The 16,744-nt window shown below is 62.7% G+C and carries 15 protein-coding genes; 8 read left to right on the top strand and 7 right to left on the bottom strand.

The window, feature by feature from the left end; genetic code table 11:
* Window positions 1-40: 40 nt before the first annotated feature.
* From rad50 to Hrd1104_RS05850, 3 genes are all read right to left on the bottom strand, one after another.
* A complete protein-coding gene (rad50, locus tag Hrd1104_RS05860; protein WP_154551866.1) occupies window positions 41-2,713 on the bottom strand; it encodes a DNA double-strand break repair ATPase Rad50 in 2,673 nt (890 codons plus the stop codon).
* Window positions 2,710-4,095, bottom strand: a complete 1,386-nt coding sequence (gene mre11 / locus Hrd1104_RS05855) for a DNA double-strand break repair protein Mre11 (protein WP_154551865.1) — start codon at window positions 4,093-4,095, stop codon at window positions 2,710-2,712. Before mre11 ends, rad50 begins: the two co-directional genes overlap by 4 nt.
* Before the next feature lie 71 nt (window positions 4,096-4,166).
* The gene (locus tag Hrd1104_RS05850; protein ID WP_154551864.1) at window positions 4,167-4,433 is read right to left on the bottom strand and encodes a helix-turn-helix domain-containing protein; all 267 of its coding nucleotides are present in this window, start codon (window positions 4,431-4,433) and stop codon (window positions 4,167-4,169) included.
* A 193-nt stretch (window positions 4,434-4,626) separates the two neighbouring features.
* Here Hrd1104_RS05850 and Hrd1104_RS05845 point away from each other — a divergent pair, with 193 nt between their 5' ends.
* The 4 genes from Hrd1104_RS05845 to Hrd1104_RS05830 all read left to right on the top strand — a co-directional run bounded on the left by Hrd1104_RS05845 (window position 4,627) and on the right by Hrd1104_RS05830 (window position 8,100).
* Entirely contained in the window at window positions 4,627-5,838 is a 1,212-nt protein-coding gene (locus tag Hrd1104_RS05845) for a proteasome-activating nucleotidase (protein ID WP_154551863.1), read from the top strand.
* Window positions 5,839-5,918: 80 nt separating this feature from the next.
* Window positions 5,919-6,992, top strand: coding sequence for a histidinol-phosphate transaminase (hisC, locus tag Hrd1104_RS05840; RefSeq protein ID WP_154551862.1), 1,074 nt, complete (start codon window positions 5,919-5,921; stop codon window positions 6,990-6,992).
* Window positions 6,989-7,495: an adenylate kinase family protein gene (locus Hrd1104_RS05835; protein WP_154551861.1), complete on the top strand. Its 507-nt coding sequence runs from the start codon at window positions 6,989-6,991 to the stop codon at window positions 7,493-7,495. Before hisC ends, Hrd1104_RS05835 begins: the two co-directional genes overlap by 4 nt.
* A complete protein-coding gene (locus tag Hrd1104_RS05830) occupies window positions 7,492-8,100 on the top strand; it encodes a CDP-alcohol phosphatidyltransferase family protein (RefSeq protein ID WP_154551860.1) in 609 nt (202 codons plus the stop codon). The genes Hrd1104_RS05835 and Hrd1104_RS05830 overlap by 4 nt, the downstream gene beginning before the upstream one ends.
* A 59-nt stretch (window positions 8,101-8,159) precedes the next feature.
* On the opposite strand, the gene Hrd1104_RS05825 is transcribed toward Hrd1104_RS05830, so the two are convergent.
* Window positions 8,160-10,352 (bottom strand): LUD domain-containing protein, encoded by a 2,193-nt coding sequence (locus Hrd1104_RS05825; RefSeq protein WP_154551859.1) that lies wholly within the window; start codon window positions 10,350-10,352, stop codon window positions 8,160-8,162.
* Window positions 10,349-10,852, bottom strand: coding sequence for an LUD domain-containing protein (locus Hrd1104_RS05820; protein ID WP_154553205.1), 504 nt, complete (start codon window positions 10,850-10,852; stop codon window positions 10,349-10,351). The genes Hrd1104_RS05825 and Hrd1104_RS05820 overlap by 4 nt, the downstream gene beginning before the upstream one ends.
* Window positions 10,853-11,014: 162 nt before the next feature.
* Here Hrd1104_RS05820 and Hrd1104_RS05815 point away from each other — a divergent pair, with 162 nt between their 5' ends.
* Window positions 11,015-11,554: a multiprotein bridging factor aMBF1 gene (locus tag Hrd1104_RS05815; RefSeq protein ID WP_154551858.1), complete on the top strand. Its 540-nt coding sequence runs from the start codon at window positions 11,015-11,017 to the stop codon at window positions 11,552-11,554.
* 13 nt (window positions 11,555-11,567) lie between these two features.
* On the opposite strand, the gene Hrd1104_RS05810 is transcribed toward Hrd1104_RS05815, so the two are convergent.
* Window positions 11,568-12,125, bottom strand: a complete 558-nt coding sequence (locus Hrd1104_RS05810; RefSeq protein ID WP_154551857.1) for a response regulator transcription factor — start codon at window positions 12,123-12,125, stop codon at window positions 11,568-11,570.
* A 116-nt stretch (window positions 12,126-12,241) separates the two neighbouring features.
* Between Hrd1104_RS05810 and tpiA the strand changes: the two genes are divergently transcribed.
* Window positions 12,242-12,889 (top strand): triose-phosphate isomerase, encoded by a 648-nt coding sequence (gene tpiA / locus Hrd1104_RS05805; RefSeq protein ID WP_154551856.1) that lies wholly within the window; start codon window positions 12,242-12,244, stop codon window positions 12,887-12,889.
* 346 nt (window positions 12,890-13,235) lie between these two features.
* Window positions 13,236-14,552 carry a DNA polymerase IV gene (dinB, locus tag Hrd1104_RS05800; protein WP_154551855.1) on the top strand — a complete coding sequence of 439 codons (1,317 nt, stop codon included), beginning with the start codon at window positions 13,236-13,238 and terminating at the stop codon, window positions 14,550-14,552.
* A gap of 38 nt (window positions 14,553-14,590) precedes the next feature.
* Here dinB and Hrd1104_RS05795 read toward each other — a convergent pair whose 3' ends face one another.
* Complete coding sequence (locus tag Hrd1104_RS05795) at window positions 14,591-14,944, bottom strand: hypothetical protein (protein WP_154551854.1); 354 nt, start codon at window positions 14,942-14,944, stop codon at window positions 14,591-14,593.
* Between the two features lie 127 nt (window positions 14,945-15,071).
* Between Hrd1104_RS05795 and Hrd1104_RS05790 the strand changes: the two genes are divergently transcribed.
* Entirely contained in the window at window positions 15,072-16,742 is a 1,671-nt protein-coding gene (locus Hrd1104_RS05790; protein ID WP_154551853.1) for an ATP-binding protein, read from the top strand.
* Window positions 16,743-16,744: the final 2 nt, after the last annotated feature.

The following is a 16,744-nucleotide window of genomic DNA, read 5'->3' as shown; positions in this document are numbered from 1 at the left end:
ACCAATCTTCCGTCCGTCTGTGACGCTGCCGAAGGAACAATCAATCCATCGGCAGGGCAGTCGCCTCGCGGCGGCTCACAGTCGAGCGGTTGGTCGTGGCGTCCTTGCTGACGTGGACGAGGTCGTCGGCCGCATCCACGAGTTCCTCGTCGTGGCTGACGACGACGATCTGTTCGACACCGATTTCCTCGCGCATGTACGCGACGAGTTCGAGCAGTTGTGAGACGTGCCCCGAGTCCAGGAAGACGGTCGGCTCGTCAAGAATTAGTGGCGGGGTCGGTGCCGTCCCCTCGATCCCTTCGGCTAAGAGCCGATAGATCGCGGCCCGGAGACTCAGGTTGAACAGTGCTCGCTCCCCGCCCGAGAGCTGTTCGGGATCGAGGGCCTGTCCGTCTTTCTGGTAGATCGTCAGGTGGTAGTCTTCGTCGAGCTCGATCCGAGCGTAGGAGTCGTTCCGGTAAACGAGATCGAACGTGTCGTTGAGCATCCGCTCTAACGTTTCGACGTTTCGCTGCCGGAGGTCCGCCCGGAGTTGGCCGTACATCTCCTGTAGCTGCTCGGCCTCCTCGTAGAGGGTGTCGAGCCGGTCGACCGTCGCGGCGAGGTCCTCGCGACGGTCCCTGAGTGACTGTAACTCCTCGATCTCGTTTTCGATGGCACCCTTCTTTGCCTGCAGGTCGTCGCGGCGGCTTTCGAGGCGCTCGATTTCCTCGCTGACTTCTTCGAGATACGTCTCCGCTCGGTCCTTGTCTTCCCGGGCTTCTTCGAGGCGCTCCTCGTCGATCGCTGCTTCGAGTTCGGCGCGTCGCTCCCGGAGCGCCGTCAGTCGCTCGCGTCGCTCGTCGTTCATCTCGGCCAGTTGCTCGCGTCGCTCCCGTCGTTGCTCGATCGCGTCCTCGACGTCGTCGCGTTCGTCCAGCCACTCCAAAATCTCCTCGATGGTGTCGATCCGATCCGACAGCGCCGCGCGGCGCTCGTTGCACTCCGCGATCGCTTGCCGGGCTTGCTCGGCGGCAGCTGTTGCCTCCTCGGCCTGTTCACGCTGTTTTTCGGCCTGTTCGTCCAGTTGGGCGGCTTCGTCCCGAAGCGTCTCGATTCGCTCGTTCGTTTCCTCGATCGTCGTCTCCCGATCGCCGATCAATTCGGCGAGTGTCTCCCGTTTCTCGTTGAGGCGGTCGTACTCGCTCTCCCGATCGTGGAGCTCGTTGGCGCGTTCGAGCTCGTCTTCGAGCGTCGCCCGCTCGTCTTCGAGGGCTTCGCGTTCGGATTGCAGCTCTTGGCGTCGCTCGCGATCGTCTTCGAGGGTGTCGACACGCGGCGCGCCCTCGATTGACTGGCCACATTCCGGGCACTTGCCAGCCTCAAGCAGTTCTTCTGCCTCCTCAATCGTCGCTTCCAGGCGCTCGATTTCTGCACGAACCGACATGAGGTCGTCGTCGATGTCGTCTAGGTTCGCCTGGACCTCTTTGCGGAACGTGTCTGCCTCGCCGCGGGCGACCGGCGCGTCCTCGAACGTCACCTCGATCGCAGCGATCTGGTCGTCGATGTCCGAAAGTGTCTCGCGTCGGTCGGCCAGATCCTCCCGTGTGTCTTCGAGGTCGGATTCGAGTTCGTCGGCGCGTTCGCGTTGCTCGGCGGCCCGCGTCCCGCACTCGTCGGCTTCTTCGCGGTGTGATTCGGCCTCGTCGCGGTGGCGCTGGGCAGCGAGTCTGTGACTCTCGATGTCGTCGCGGAGGTCCTCGTCCTGTGATCGCAGTGCTTCGCGATGATTTTCCAGCGTCTCGCGGTCGGCATCCCCAGCCAGTTCCGTCGCCTCGACCGCGGACTCGATGGTTTCCTGTAACTCATCGCGGCGCTCGCGGTGCTCGCGGATCTCCGTCTGTAGCTGCTCGCGTTTCGATGCTGTCGTTTCGACTGTCTCGGTCAGGTCGTCGATCTCGGCTGTGACGTCCTGGAGGTCCTCGCGTCGCTGTTCGCCTTCCTCTAAGACCGCTTCGGCGTCAGCGAGTGTCTCCCTTGCAGTTTCGCGTTGCTGTTCGTAGTTTTCGAGTTCCTCGCTGACGGACGTAAGGTCCGTCTCGGTGGCGTTGAGCTGCTCGTGGAGGTCTTTGGCTTCCTTTTCGTCGATTTGTTCTGCAAGCTGTGAGAGCGAGCCGTCCTTGTCCTGCAGGACGCGGCCGACCCCGACGCGCGCGTCACTGGCCCGTTGGCGGTACTCTTCCAGACGACCCAACTGGAGGAGGTCGTCGATCATGTCCTGGCGTTCCCTCGGCGTCGCGTTGATGAGCTTGTTGACCTCGCCCTGACGGACGTACGCACAGTTGACGAACGCGGCGTGATCCATCCGCAACAGCGTCGCGACCCGCTCGCGGACGTCGCGTGCACCTTCGACCGTCCCGTCCGGTTCGTCGAGGACACATTCGACTGTCGTCGCCCGATCGTCCCGGACCCGGAGGCGTCGCTTGATGTGGTAGGACTCGCCGCCGTGGGCGAACCACAGCTCGATCGTCGCTTCTTCGGCCCCGATCGTCACCAGGTCTTCGAGCGTCCGGTCGAGCGCTCGCGCCCCGTACAGGGCGAAAAAGGCGGCTTCGAGCAACGATGACTTTCCGCTGCCGTTGACGCCGTGAATGACCGTCACGCCGCGATCCAGTCGCAGATCGGCGTCGGCGTAGCACTTGAAGTTCTCCAGATGGATCCGCTCGAACCTCATAGGTACTCCCCCATCGTGGCCTGATCCTCGCCGTCTGCCTCCGGCTGGGGCTGTTCCCCATCGGTGTCGTCCTCGTCAGTGCCGGACGACTCGTCGCTTACTTCAGCGTCGTCGGCTTCCTCGTGAGGGTGCGTCTCGGAATCTTCCGTAGCCACGCCAGCTGCGTCGACGGCGCTCTCGTCGGCCACGTCTGATGGGTCGGCCTCACTCTCGTCGTTGTCGTCCGGGGAGTCGTCTGTCTGTTGCTCGTCCGAATCAGTCTCGGGCGGGGCTGGTTCGAAGGCGTCCTCGTCGGCCTCGGCGACCAGTTCGCGAACGCGATCCTCGACGGAATCGTCGACGTTCGAGTCGGCAACCTTGCTCGCCCGGACAACTTCGTCGAGTTCCTGGGCGGCGGGGCTGAGGCCGAGTTGCTGGATACGCTCGTGAACCGCGTCGTCGGGATCGGCGAAACTCACCTCGTAGGCGGATTCCTCGTCGATCTCGCGGCGATCGTTGACGCGGGCGATCAGGGCCCCGCGATCGCGGGCGAACTCCTCGATCCTTGCTGGGGGAACTGGCTCGCCCGCCCCTTCGATCGTGACGATGACGACCGCCTCGGTAAGATCGTGCTGGCCGACTCGTTCGCGCACTCGTGTTGGGCCTTCTCCTTCGGCGAGTTCGACGTCGACGAAGACGAACTCGCGAGTCTCGATCGAGCGTCGCCGGATGTCCACCTCGTCTTCGAAGGTGACGATGTTGTATCCCCGTGCCTCGCGTTCGTCCGCACTCGCCCGCTCGGTCGAGCCACAGTAGGTGAGCCAGGTGCCCTCGACCTCGCGCTTTGCCGGGGTGTGATCGTCACCGAGTAGCATGGCGTCGAAGGTCACATCAGACTCACTGAGAATTTCGCGGGCGTCCCAGTCGCCGTGCTCGAACGGTTCGAACAGACCGTGTGAGACGAGCCCAGCGTGAGCAGCGTCGTGAGGTTCGAAGTCGTATTCGTAGGCGTCTCGCTGGGCACGCCCAACGAAGTCCAGGCCGTAGAAGGCGGTATCGCCGATCACGGTCGGTGTCTCGTCCAGTCGTGTCGCCAGATCGAGTGACTCGAACAGATCGAGCCACTGGGCGTCGCGTTTGCCTTCGTGGTTGCCGACGACGGCCAAGAACGGAATTGCAGCCTCTGCAAGCTCACGAAGGATCGACATCGCCCCCATGATGTCTTGCAGCCTGGGGCGACGGTCGTGAAACAGATCGCCGGCGTGCACGACTGCGTCGACGTCCGCCTCGATGGCGTCGGTCACGACGTTGTCAAACCCATCCAAGAAGTCAGACTGGCGCTGGGCGGAATGATATTGCCGATAGCCCAGGTGGGTGTCGCCGGTGTGTATCACCTGCGTCATTGCCGGCGGCTACGCGACCGGATCCTAAAGTCGTTCCGCGAGCGCGGTGAACGTGATCGGGTAGCTCGCGATCACTCGATCGACAACGTGTAGACGCGCTTGCGGGCGTCGGCAAACGAGAACCGCGAGTCGACGACGCCGACGTCTTCGAGCCGGTTCAGCGCGTACCGGACCGTCCGTGCCGGCAGCAGCGTCTCGTCGGCGAGTTGGCTCTGTGTGAGACTGTCGTTGTATTCCAGCGACTTGGCAACGAGTTTCGCACTCGGTGGCAACTCTTCGACGGCTTCCCAGCCGGGCTCCTGTGCTGGCTCGACCTGTGGTGAGTCCGTGACGCTCATCGTATCCCGTCGTAACGCATACGGGGTAATAATATTTTCTATTCCTATTAATAACTCAAAGTTATCTCTCGGTCCACCGTCTCGCCTCGTCGGCCTGGCTGGAGAGCGGTCAGGATTTGCCTCAACTGCCGGATTGGGCGAGTTTTCGTCGTGACCCGAAGCCTCTTACTGGCAGATCCCTTAGGCGGGTTCAATGACGGATACGGTGGACGACGTCGAGCAACCGTACGACGAAGACGCGTCCCAGCAAGAGAAACTGGAAGCGCTCGAAGAACAGCTCGAAATCCTCGAAGACCAAAACGAGGAGATGCGAGACAAATTGCTGGACGCCAACGCCGAGAACAACAAGTACCAGCAGAAACTCGAACGACTCACCCACGAGAACAAGAAACTCAAGCAGTCGCCGCTGTTCGTGGCGACGGTCCAAGAGCTGACCGAGGAGGGCGTCATCATCAAACAGCACGGTAACAATCAGGAAGCCCTCACCGAGGTCACCGACGAGATGCGCGAGGAGATCGAACCCGACGAACGCGTCGCGGTCAACAACTCCTTGTCGATCGTCAAAACCTTAGACGACGAGACGGACGTCCGTGCTCGCGTGATGCAGGTCGATCAGAGCCCGCAGGTGACCTACCAGGATATCGGTGGCCTCGACGACCAGGTGTCGGAGGTCCGCGAGACCGTCGAGATGCCCCTGAAGAATCCGGGAATGTTCGACGAGGTCGGGATCGATCCGCCCAGTGGCGTTCTCTTGCACGGCCCGCCGGGAACCGGGAAGACGATGCTGGCCAAAGCAGTCGCCAACCAGACCGACGCTACCTTCATCAAGATGGCCGGCTCGGAACTGGTCCACAAATTCATCGGCGAGGGCGCGAAGCTCGTCCGTGATCTGTTCGAACTCGCCCGCCAGCACGAACCCGCGGTCATCTTCATCGACGAGATCGACGCCATCGCCTCGAAGCGAACGGACTCGAAGACCTCCGGGGACGCCGAAGTCCAGCGGACGATGATGCAACTCCTCAGCGAAATGGATGGCTTTGACGACCGCGGGGAGATCCGCATCATCGCCGCCACCAATCGCTTCGACATGCTCGATCGCGCCATCCTCCGGCCCGGTCGCTTCGACCGTCTCATCGAAGTGCCAAAACCGGAAATCCAGGGTCGCGAGCAGATCTTCGAGATCCACACCCGCGAGATGAACCTCGCCGAAGACGTCGACTTCGCTCGCCTGGCCGAAGAAGCGACCGAAGCCAGCGGGGCCGACGTCAAGGCGATCTGTACCGAGGCAGGGATGTTGGCCATCCGCGACGACCGTACCGAGGTCACCGAAGCCGACTTCGTCGACGCCTGGGAGAAGATCCAGGCCGAAGAGGAAGACGACGAAGTCTCGAAGACGTTCGCCTGAGTGGGGTCTGTTTTCTCGATTCGAAGCCCCGTAGCGACAGGTATGCACGCTTAAGAGTACCCGCCTCTCACCCTTCGGGTATGAACCCACGGGACCTCTCGGCCCACACTGTCTATCGTGCCGGGCGCGGGATCGAAGAGACTGCCCGCGAACTCGGCGTCGATCCCGACGATCTGATCAAACTCTCCTCGAACGAGAACGCCATCGGCCCGAGTCCGGATGCCGTCGCGGCGATCCGCGAGCACGCCGAACGGATTCACGCCTATCCGAAAGCCTCTCGGGCCGATCTCGTCGACCGGCTCGCCGAGCGCTGGGGCGTCGAACCGGCCCAGATCTGGCCGGCAAACGGCGGCGACGGCGCGATGGATGCGCTGGCTCGCGCACTGCTCGAGCCCGGCCAGGCCGCGCTGGTCCCCGACCCGGACTTTACCTATCACTCGATGAGCGTCCGGTACCACCACGGTGAGATCCACACCTATCCCTTGGAGGAGGCCGACGGCTTCAGCCAATCTCCCGATCGCGTCCTCGATGGCTACGATGGCGAGCGAATGGTCTACTTGACGAGTCCACACAACCCCACCGGATCGCAGGTCTCCCTCGACGAGATCGAGGCGATTGCCGAACGGACCGACGAGGAGACGCTCGTGGTCGTCGACGAGGCCTACAACGAGTTCGCCGACCGACCGAGTGCCGTTCGGTTGCTCGATGATCGTGACGACGTGGCTATCATCCGAACCTTCTCGAAAGCATACGGTCTCGCGGGGCTCCGACTCGGCTACGCGATCACACCCGTGGAGTGGGCCGACGCCTACGATCGAATCAACACGCCCTTTTCGGCGAGTGAGATCGCGTGCCGGGCCGGACTGGCCGCACTGGACGACGAGGGGCACGTCCAGCAGATCCGCGAGCTCGTCGAGTGGAGTCGAGAGTACTATCACGACAATCTCGCGGCCAAAACCTACGAAAGCGGCGGGAACTTCGTCCTCGCGGCGGTCGGTGACGCGACACGCCTCGCCCAGGCGAGCAAAGAGAACGGCGTGATCATCCGGGACTGTTCGAGCTTCGGCTTGCCCGAACACGTCCGGATCACCTGCGGGACCCGTGAGGAAACGAAGACGGCTGTCGAGACCATCAACGAGGTGCTCGAATCGTGAGAGTCGCGGTGACCGGAACGCCCGGCACTGGCAAAACGAGCGCCACCGAACACCTGGAGTCAGACTTCGACGTCGTTCACCTCAACGAGGTCATCACACAGGAGGGACTTTCACAGGGTACCGACGACGAACGTGACTCCACGATCGCCGATCTCGATGCCATCAGAGAGTGGTTCGATGGCCGCGACGACGATCTCGTCGAGTCTCACCTCGCCCACCACCTCTCAGTCGATCGTGTCGTCGTGCTTCGCTGTCACCCAGAGACAATCGAACAGCGCCTGGACGACCGTGGCGAAAGCGAAGCCAGCGCACAGGAAAACGCCGAGAGCGAGGCCCTGGACGTCATCCTCGTCGAGGCCATCGAGGAACACGGCGAGGAGTCCGTCTACGAGATCGAGACCACGGACCGCTCGCCCGAGGCAGTCGCCACGGAGATCGAAGCCGTCCTCGAAGGCGAACGCGAACCTGGGGCCGGAGCAGTCTCGTATATCGACTACCTATGACACTCGATCGACTGCGGCCACTGACGGATCGACTCCTGGAGCCGTTCGTGACGGCAAGTGTCCGACTCGGGCTGACGCCAAACAGCGTTAGCGTGCTGGCGTTGCTCGTCGCCGGTGGGGCGGCCGGCGCGTTCTCGATCGGTCCATCGACGCCGGTCTGGTATCTTGCGGGTGCGTTCCTCGTGTTTCTCAACGGCCTCCTCGACCTGCTCGACGGCGCGATCGCGCGGGAACTGGGGACCGAATCGGCGGCGGGTGATCTCCTCGATCACGTCTTCGATCGCTATGCCGACCTACTGTTGCTCGTCGGACTCGCCGGCGGTATCGACCGCTGGGACCTCGGCGTTGCGGCGATCACGGGCGTGTTGATGACTTCCTATCTGGGCACTCAGGCCCAGGCGGTCGGGCTGGATCGGGTCTATGGCGGACTTCTCGGCCGGGCCGACCGACTCGCCTTGACCGGTGTCGCCGGTGTTGCCGTGTTCGTCTACACCGAGCCGATCCGGGGTCTCACCGTGATCGGCTGGTTGCTGGTCTTCTTTGCCGTCGTCGGCCATTTCACGGCGATCCAGCGACTCGTCAGCTCGCTTCGGAATCTGGATTGAGTCCTCTCAGACAGTTCGAAGGCCTTGGCGACGTGCCACGAAACAACGGGCCGTGACCGTTAGTTCTCGGGTGCGACCAACTCGACCGGGTGAGTTGCCGGTCGGTCGAGTAGATCGGTCAGTTGATCGTGACAGGAGGTTCCGCTTGCCACGACCCGACGATCCGCGGTCTCGGGGGTCGTAAACTGCTCGGCCAGGTCGTCGCCGACGGCCATGCTGACGTCGTAATACTGCTGTTTGAAGCCAAAGGAGCCGGCCATCCCACAGCACTCGACCTCCGAGGTCACCATGTCGTAGCCCACTTCGTCGAGGATCGCTTCAGTGTGGGCCGCCAACCCGAGGGTTCGTTGCTGGCAGTGGCTGTGGTACGCGATTTCTTCGCCCTCGCCGTCGGCCAGGGCATCGATGTCGGCCCCGTTTTCGAGGAGGCCATAGACGTACTCCAAGATCTCGTAACTGTTCGTCGAGAGACGATCGAACGTTTCCTCGGGGAGCAGCCGGCGGTAATCGTCCCGGAGCATCGCGAGGTCGGACGGCTCAACCATGACGACGTCTCGCCCAGCGTCGAGGTGGGGCTCCAGGGCGTCGGCCACGTCTTCGGCGTGGTCACGAGCCGTCTCGACCATCCCCTGAGAGAGGGCTGCCCGGCCGCTTTCGGTCACGTCTGCGACGTGGACGTCCACGTCGAGGGCTTCGAGCGTCCGGATCGCGGCCTTGCCCCGCTCGACGTGCATGTAGTTGGTGTAGGTGTCTGCAAGCAAGACGACTTCCCGTTCGGGATCTGCCGGTGACTCTCGGCCCTTGGCCCACTTGCGGAGGGTCCCGCGCGTGAATGTCGGCATCTCACGGCGGCGATCGACCCCGAGCAGTTTCTCAGCGATCCACCGGGATGGCGGGGCCGCGGCGGCCCAGTTCGACACCGGTGTGAACGCGCTGCCGAGTTTTGCGACGGTCGCGAAGTTCCCGAAGAAGCGCTTCTGGAGGTCCAGGCCCGCCGGCTCCTCGTCTGGCGTCAATCCGGTGACGAGGTGATCGAACGCGCCCGGATCATCCCCACGGTTGAGTCGATCCCGGACGACGGTGTTGATCCACGGGATATCGATTTTGACGGGACACGCCTCGGTACAGCGACTGCAGCCGGTACAGAGGTCGTTGAACTCGTCGGCAGCCTCCTCGCCGCCGATGCCGGCCTCCCAACCGGTGGCGATCCCGCCAGTGTAGGTCTCCCCGCCGAAAGCGTGGCCGCCGACCTGTTGGAAGTTCGCACACGAGTTAGCACACGCCGAACACCGGATGCAGTACAGCGTCTCCCGGAGGTCGTCGTCCTCGCGCATCGCCATGCGGCCGTTGTCGACGAGGACGAGGTGGAACTCCCGGTCGTCTGGGTCGCCCAAGTGGTCGCCGTCGAAGGTGGGTGCGTCGATGGGCGGTGTCAACAGCGAAATGTAGGACGTGATGTCCTGGCCGGTTCCAGAGCGTCCGATCAACTCGACGAACGGCTGGAGGTCCTCGACGCTAGGGAGTATCTTTTCGACACCTGCGACCGCGATGTGGGTATCCGCGCTGGCGACGGTCTTGCGAGCGTTGCCTTCGCTGGTCACGAGCGCCATCGTCCCCGAGTCGGCCGTCAGGAAGTTCGCACCCGTCATGCCGACGTCGGCGGCGGCGATCTGATCGGCCAGTTGCTCGCGGGCGAAGTTCGTGAGGTCCTCGGCCGTCTCCAAGGGGACGTCGGGGTCGAAGTGGTCCTCGAACAGTTCAGCGATTTCCGCCCGTGACTTGTGGATCGCGGGGGCGACGAGGTGGGACGGGGCCTCCTCGGCCACCTGCAACACCCACTCGCCCAGGTCGGTTTCGACGACATCGACACCAGCGCGTTCGAGGTGTTCGTTGACGCCGAGTTCCTCGGTCGTCATCGACTTGCTCTTTGCCACGTTGTCGGCGTCTGCGTCGTCGAGGAGTGATTCGATGTGCGCGTTTGCGTCTGCGGCGTCGTCGGCCAGATAGACTGTGCCGCCGTTTTCCTCGATTGTGGCCGTGAGTTTGTCGATCAACTCGGGCAGTCGCTCGATGGCGTCTTCCTTGATCGTGCGTGCCTCGTCTTTCAGGGCCTCGTAATTCTCTAGGTCGGCGACGGACTCGTAGCGACCGTCGTTGAACCCCTGGGTGTTTGACTCGATGGCGGCACCCTCAGTGTCGAGGACGTCGCGGATTTTGGCCGCTTTGGCACGTTTCGAGGTTTTCCCGCTCATGATTCGACGATGACGACGTGGACATCTTTCGGCCCGTGGACGCCACGGACGAGTGCACCCATATCAGACGTTGCGCTGGCTCCCGTCGCCACGATGGCGTCGCCGCGATCCTCACGCAACCGCGGGCCGAGCTCCCCGAAGGCGTCGGCCATCGATCCAACGATATCCGACTGCTCGAGGACGACGATGTGCGTTCCCGAAAAGAGACTCAGCAGCTCGGAGCCGTCGGGATCGGATTCGAGGACGACGCTGCCGTACTCGGCAATAGCGAGGCTCGCCGGAGTGATCCCGGTCGCGGCCGTTCGGATCGTCTCCGGATCCGGCTCAGTTTCGACAACCTCCGGGAGTGTCGCGCCGTCGATCGACATGTCGACGCCGACTGCTGGCGACTCGATACGTCCCGTAAGTGTCGATTCGAGGCTGTCTGGGCCGGTCGTCGTCCAGTCGGCCTCGATCTCTCCCAGCGAGGTGGTAAACTGGTCGAGTGGCGACTTATTCATCGACTGTGACATTGCTCAGCTTCAGTCCTAAATTGCCATGAGGATACGGAAACCGGCAGGATCCGCGGGCACTCGATGGGTCGAGTGTGTCACTTTCGCTGGAATCCCCTCGCCACCCAGGTAGGCGTACGATTTATGCCCCGGCGAAGGCAAGGGGACCACATGGTACAGTGTGAGATGTGCGGGGCGGAGACCCAGTCGCCTAACACGATCAAAGTGGAGGGTGCGGAACTGGACGTCTGTGATGAGTGTACTGACTTCGGGACTGAAGTCACGACTGCGGACTCGGGGTCGGCGTCGACGAAGTACTCGACGGGAAGTTCTTCGAGTTCGAGCGCCTCGGACGCTGGCGGCTCGGCAACGTCGAGTTCGTCGAGTCAATCCAGCGGCGGCCGTCGACAGGATATGTTCGACGAGATGGACGAGCTCGTCCAAGACTTCGACGATCGTATCCGGTCTGCCCGCGAATCAGCTGGACTCAGCCAGAGCGACCTTGCCGACCAGCTCAACGAGAAAGCGAGTCTCATCCGGAAGCTCGAACACGGTGATCACCTGCCCAGCGACGACGTTCAGGGAAAACTCGAACACGCGCTCGATATCACGCTGACTGAGAGCGGTGATGAGAGTGACACTGACTGGGATGGCGGCTCAGATGTCGGCGAATACACGCTTGGCGACGTTGTCGAGCGCAAGGATTCCTGAAACGGCGGGGCGATCAACTGCCCCGCGTAACCTGGCGTTCTTCGAGTGACTCGGCGAGTTCTTCGACGTCGGCTTCGAGCCGTTCGATATCCGCTTCGAGGGCGGCAAATCGATCGCTATCTGCCAGCTCCGAGCGTGTCTTCTCGACTTCGAGGACGTTCCGTTTGAGCGTCTTGGCTGTGAGCTTGCGGCGCTGCTCGTTGTATTGTGAAATCGTCTCCAGGCGGTCGACGATGTCACGAAGAGTGCCCTTACTGACTGGCTTGACGACGTAATCGTCGACACCCAAGTCGATGATGTCGAAGTCGGGATCGACAGCCGTCACCATCGCCACCTGGACGTCCAGTCCGCGCTGTTCGATAGTTGCCAGTACTTCGTTCCCCGAGACGACGGGCATCCGACGATCGAGGAGGACCACATCGACTGTCGCATCGAGTGTGTCGATCGCTTGCTGGCCACCGTAGGCTGTCCGAACGTCGTATTGATCGGTGAGATACTCCGCGTATAGGTCTGCCAGGTGCTGTTCGTCTTCGACGATGAGGACAGTTGTCGCCTCGCTCCGGTCGGTCACGGCGTACGATTGCGCCGAGTGTGCCTTAACCGTCACTGTTTGGCTGTGCCCCGGTGCTGTCACGGACGCGGCGGTTCGAAACCTATTTTCGCCCGGTCGACACAATTGGAAACGCAATGTTCGTTCTCGTCAACCTCAAGACCTACCCCTGTGACCCGGTCGCAGTCGCCGAGGCCGCACGGGACGTAAGCGACGAATCGGGCGTCCGTATCGGCGTCGCCGCACAGGCAGCCGACCTCAAAGCAGTCGCCGACACTGGCGTCGAAACCTGGGCCCAACACGTCGACCCGATCGAGTATGGTTCGAACACTGGCCACACGCTCGCAGAAAGTGTCGCTGATGCCGGTGCCGTGGGAACGCTCATCAACCACTCCGAGCACCGACTCAAGCTCTCGGACATCGATGGATCGGTTGGGGCTGCCAAACGAGCCGGACTGGAAACCTGCGTCTGTGCAAACAACCCTGCACAGATCGGTGCCGTAACCGCCCTACAACCGGACTCCGTCGCTGTCGAACCGCCGGAACTCATCGGTGGCGACGTCTCCGTGGCGAGTGCCGACCCCGACATCGTCACTGATGCTGTCGAGGCCGCTGGGGCTGTCGACGCCGACGTCGACGTCTACTGTGGGGCCGGGATCTCGACCGGCGAAGACGTCGAGTCTGCCGGTGACCTCGGTGCGACCGGTGTCCTCCTGGCAAGTGGTGTTGCGAAAGCCGACGATCCGCGCGCTGCCCTCGAAGACCTCGTCGAACCGCTTTCCTGATCACGTCGCCAGCGATCGATCCGGCGGCTGCTCCCATTTTGCGCCCCGACTGTCTCAGTCGTGTCTCCGCCCTCCCGCCAGAGTGGTCCGTCGGTGTCTCAGTGTCGGACAGGCGGGGAAACCGTTAAGTGTGTCACTGTGTAACATCAACATGGAACCTCGCTGTGGGTTCCCGACGGGAACCACCGTCGTGAACGTCCGGGAGACGAACCGTGCGCAAGCGACGCCTCGACCGCCGGCACGCGACCCCGGCGGGTTTTTGCGTATTTCACTGGCCAGCCATGCGGTGGCCTGGCATCCGTGCCGGAGCAGCAACTTCCTTATCGGCGCGGGCGAACCAGTGTGTATGGCGCGGCCGAGCACGCTCCCTATCGATGCGCCCACTGACGAGCAGATCGTCTGCCACGTCGATGCGGACTGCTTTTATGTCGCCTGCGAGCGGTTGCGCGAACCGACACTGCGGGGTGAGCCAGTCATCGTTGGCATGGGCTACGAAGCAGGGGAGTCACACGGGGCCGTCGCGACGGCGAGTTACGAGGCCCGCGAGCACGGTGTCCAGAGCGCCCAGTCGATCGATGCAGCACTGGAAACGCTGCCTCGCCGAGGTGACGCTGACACCGACGAGCCTACGGCCTACTATCGGCCAGTCGATATGGACTTCTATGAGTCAGTGAGCGACGACATCCGAACTGTCCTCGAGGCGTCCGCTGACGTGGTGCGTCCGGTGAGCATCGACGAGGCGTATCTGGACGTCACTGACCGAACGGACTGGGAAACTGTGGCGTCGTTCGGCGCCGAGCTCAAGGCCACGATTCGAGAGCGTGCGGGGATCGTCGTCAGCGTGGGTATCGCCCCGACGATGAGTGCCGCCAAGATCGCCAGTGATGCCCAAAAGCCGGACGGACTGACGCTCGTCGAGCCCGGTGAGGTCCGATCGTTCCTCGCCCCGCTGGATGTCGAAGCGATTCACAACGTCGGCCCGGCGACTGCACGGAAACTCCGGGGACTGGGTATCGAAACGGCGGCGGATCTCGCGAGTGCAGATCCCGACCGACTCACAGCGCAGTTCGGCGAGCGCGGCCGGGCGATCTATCGGTATGCTCGCGGTGAGGACGGACGCGACGTGACGCCCAGAGACGACCCCAAGAGCTTCTCGCGGGAATCTGCCTTTTCCCAACCAGTCGCTGATCACGACCAACTCAAAGAGCGTGTCCAGACACTCGCGTCGGCTGTCGCTGACCGGGCCGCTCGAAACGGAGCACTCTATCAGACCATCGGCATCAAAGTCGTCGAACCGCCCTACGATGTCCACACCCGCGCCCGCTCGCTGTCAGGTCCGGTCGCCGATCCAGCGCTCCTCGAAGACGTTGCCCGTGACTTGCTCACCGAGTTCGAAGGGACACGCGTCCGGAAAGTTGGCGTCCGCGTCTCGAAGCTGTCGTTCACCGACCGCGAGCAGGTTGCCCTCAGCGGGTTCGACACGGGGGCGGCGAGTGACGATACGGAAACGACGGCAACCGAGAGAACCCCGCCCGGCGAGCACAGCGACGGCGTCGCCGCGACCGAGGCCACGCCTGCCGACGCCGACGAGGGCGCGACCTCGCCGGAGCCCACGGACAGCCCGCATTTGAGCGGACAGACGACGTTGTCCGATTTCGGCTAGAGTGGCTGTGGTCTCGGGCTTGCCGAAACTACCCGTTCTCAATCGAGACCACTGTCGAGGTTCTCCAGTAGTTTCCCGGCAAACAGACCCAGACGAGGCGCGATCGCGTCGGGATCGCCACCAGGTGGATCGGCCGGCTGGGCGGCGAGTGCGGTGACGAATTGCTCGCCGTGGGTCATCGCTTGCATCATGTCGACGACGTCGACAGTGAGGCCCTCGTCGGCGGTATCCAGTTCCGGATGGCGGGTTTTCTCTTCGTCAGTGTACCGAATCGTCCAGGACGGCCCGCCGACTACTGCAAGCACGTCTTGGACAGTCCCGATTTCGAGTCGATCTGCATCGCTGGCCACGTAGACCGTTCCGTCTTCGACGATCGTCTCGTATCGTGGCATTGTCTCGGCGACTGCTATAAGTGTCTTCACACGGCCGTGCGATATATACCCACGGGCACCTGCCGCGTCGGACCACTGTCTGACGGAGAGTTATGGGCGTTGGGCTCTATGTATCCACAAGAGACGCATGGGCGAAGACGACACGCGGACGATCACGGTCGCCGAAACCTCCGACGGCCACGGAGGGACGACCGAACCGGGCCAGTCGGTTTCGCTACCAGTCGTCGAACTGCTGACCGGACGCGGATTTATCACTGGCAAGAGCGGGAGTGGGAAGAGTAACTCCGCGTCCGTGATCGCCGAAAAATTGCTGGACGAAGGATTTGGTCTCCTCATCGTCGACATCGACGGCGAATACTACGGTCTCAAAGAAGAATACGAGATACTCCACGCCGGCGGCGACGAGGAGTGTGACATCCAGGTCACGACCGATCACGCCGAGAAACTCGCATCGCTTGCCTTAGAGCAGAACGTCCCGATCATTCTGGACGTTTCGAGCTTTCTCGACGAGACGACGGCCCAGGAGTTGCTGACGGCCGTTTCCCGCCAACTGTTCGCAAAAGCCAAAAAGTGCAAACAGCCGTTCCTCATGCTCGTCGAGGAAATCCACGAGTACATCCCCGAGAAAGGGGGCGTCGACGAGTGTGGGCAAATGCTCATCAAGATCGGCAAGCGGGGGCGCAAACACGGTCTCGGGATCGCGGGAATCAGCCAGCGGCCCGCCGACGTCAAAAAGGACTTTATCACGCAGTGTGACTGGCTCGTCTGGCACCGCCTCACCTGGAACAACGACACGAAAGTCGTCCGCCGGATTCTCGATGCCGGCTACGCCGACGCCGTCGAATCGCTCGATGACGGCGAAGCGTTCATGATGAACGACTGGAACGAACGCGTCCAGCGCGTTCAGTTTCACCGCAAGCAGACGTTCGACGCCGGGGCGACGCCCGGTCTCGACGACTTCGAGCGGCCCGATCTCAAGTCAGTCAGCGACGATCTGGTCTCGGAACTCCAGTCGATCAGCGACCACCAGCAAGAGACCGAAGACCGCATCGCGGAGCTGAAAGAACAACTCGACCGCAAAAACTCTCGGATCGCCGAACTCGAACGCGAGCTACAGGACGCCCGGGACATGAGTCGGATGGCAGACCAGTTCGTCGATGCACTCGTCGATCACGTCGACGGGGCAAATCCCGGACGGACTGAACAACAGAAGCTACGCGCCAGCCACTCACGGACAACCGAAAGTGACGCCGGCGAGGACCCGGTTCAACGGGAACTGGTGGCCGACGGCGACGCGACAACCGCGGATTCGAACGGTGCCGATTCAGCGGACGTGGTGGCCGATGCAATCGAATCCTTCGAGGAATTCGACCCTGCAAGCGCTGGTGGCGCTGAAACAGACTCCGACGGGTCAGAGACCGTTACTGCGTCCCAAGCCCCCAGCGATCACACGACACCGTCGATCGAGGAACTGCCGGAGTTCGTCGGCCGCGTCCGGGCCGAGATTCGCACACTCGAACCGAAGACACAGAAGATGCTCGATTACTACCGCGAACAGGGACCGGCCTCGCCGCTGGACGCCCACTTTGTCGCCGGGGGCTCGGGCGACCGGACCCACGCCTACGCCCGGAATCGAACGCTCCGGACGAAAGACCTCATCGAGCACGTCGGCCAGGGCGCTTACGATTACCGGTTAGAAACGCTGTTGGAAAAACGGGGTCCCGAAGACCTCGATCCCGACGACCTCGAAACGTACGTCCGCGCCGTCGAGGACTCCTTCGTCGAGGCGAGTGAGTGAGT

The sequence above is a fragment of the Halorhabdus sp. CBA1104 genome, assembly GCF_009690625.1.
Lineage (GTDB): Archaea > Halobacteriota > Halobacteria > Halobacteriales > Haloarculaceae > Halorhabdus.
This window is presented reverse-complemented; position numbering and strand designations above follow the sequence as displayed.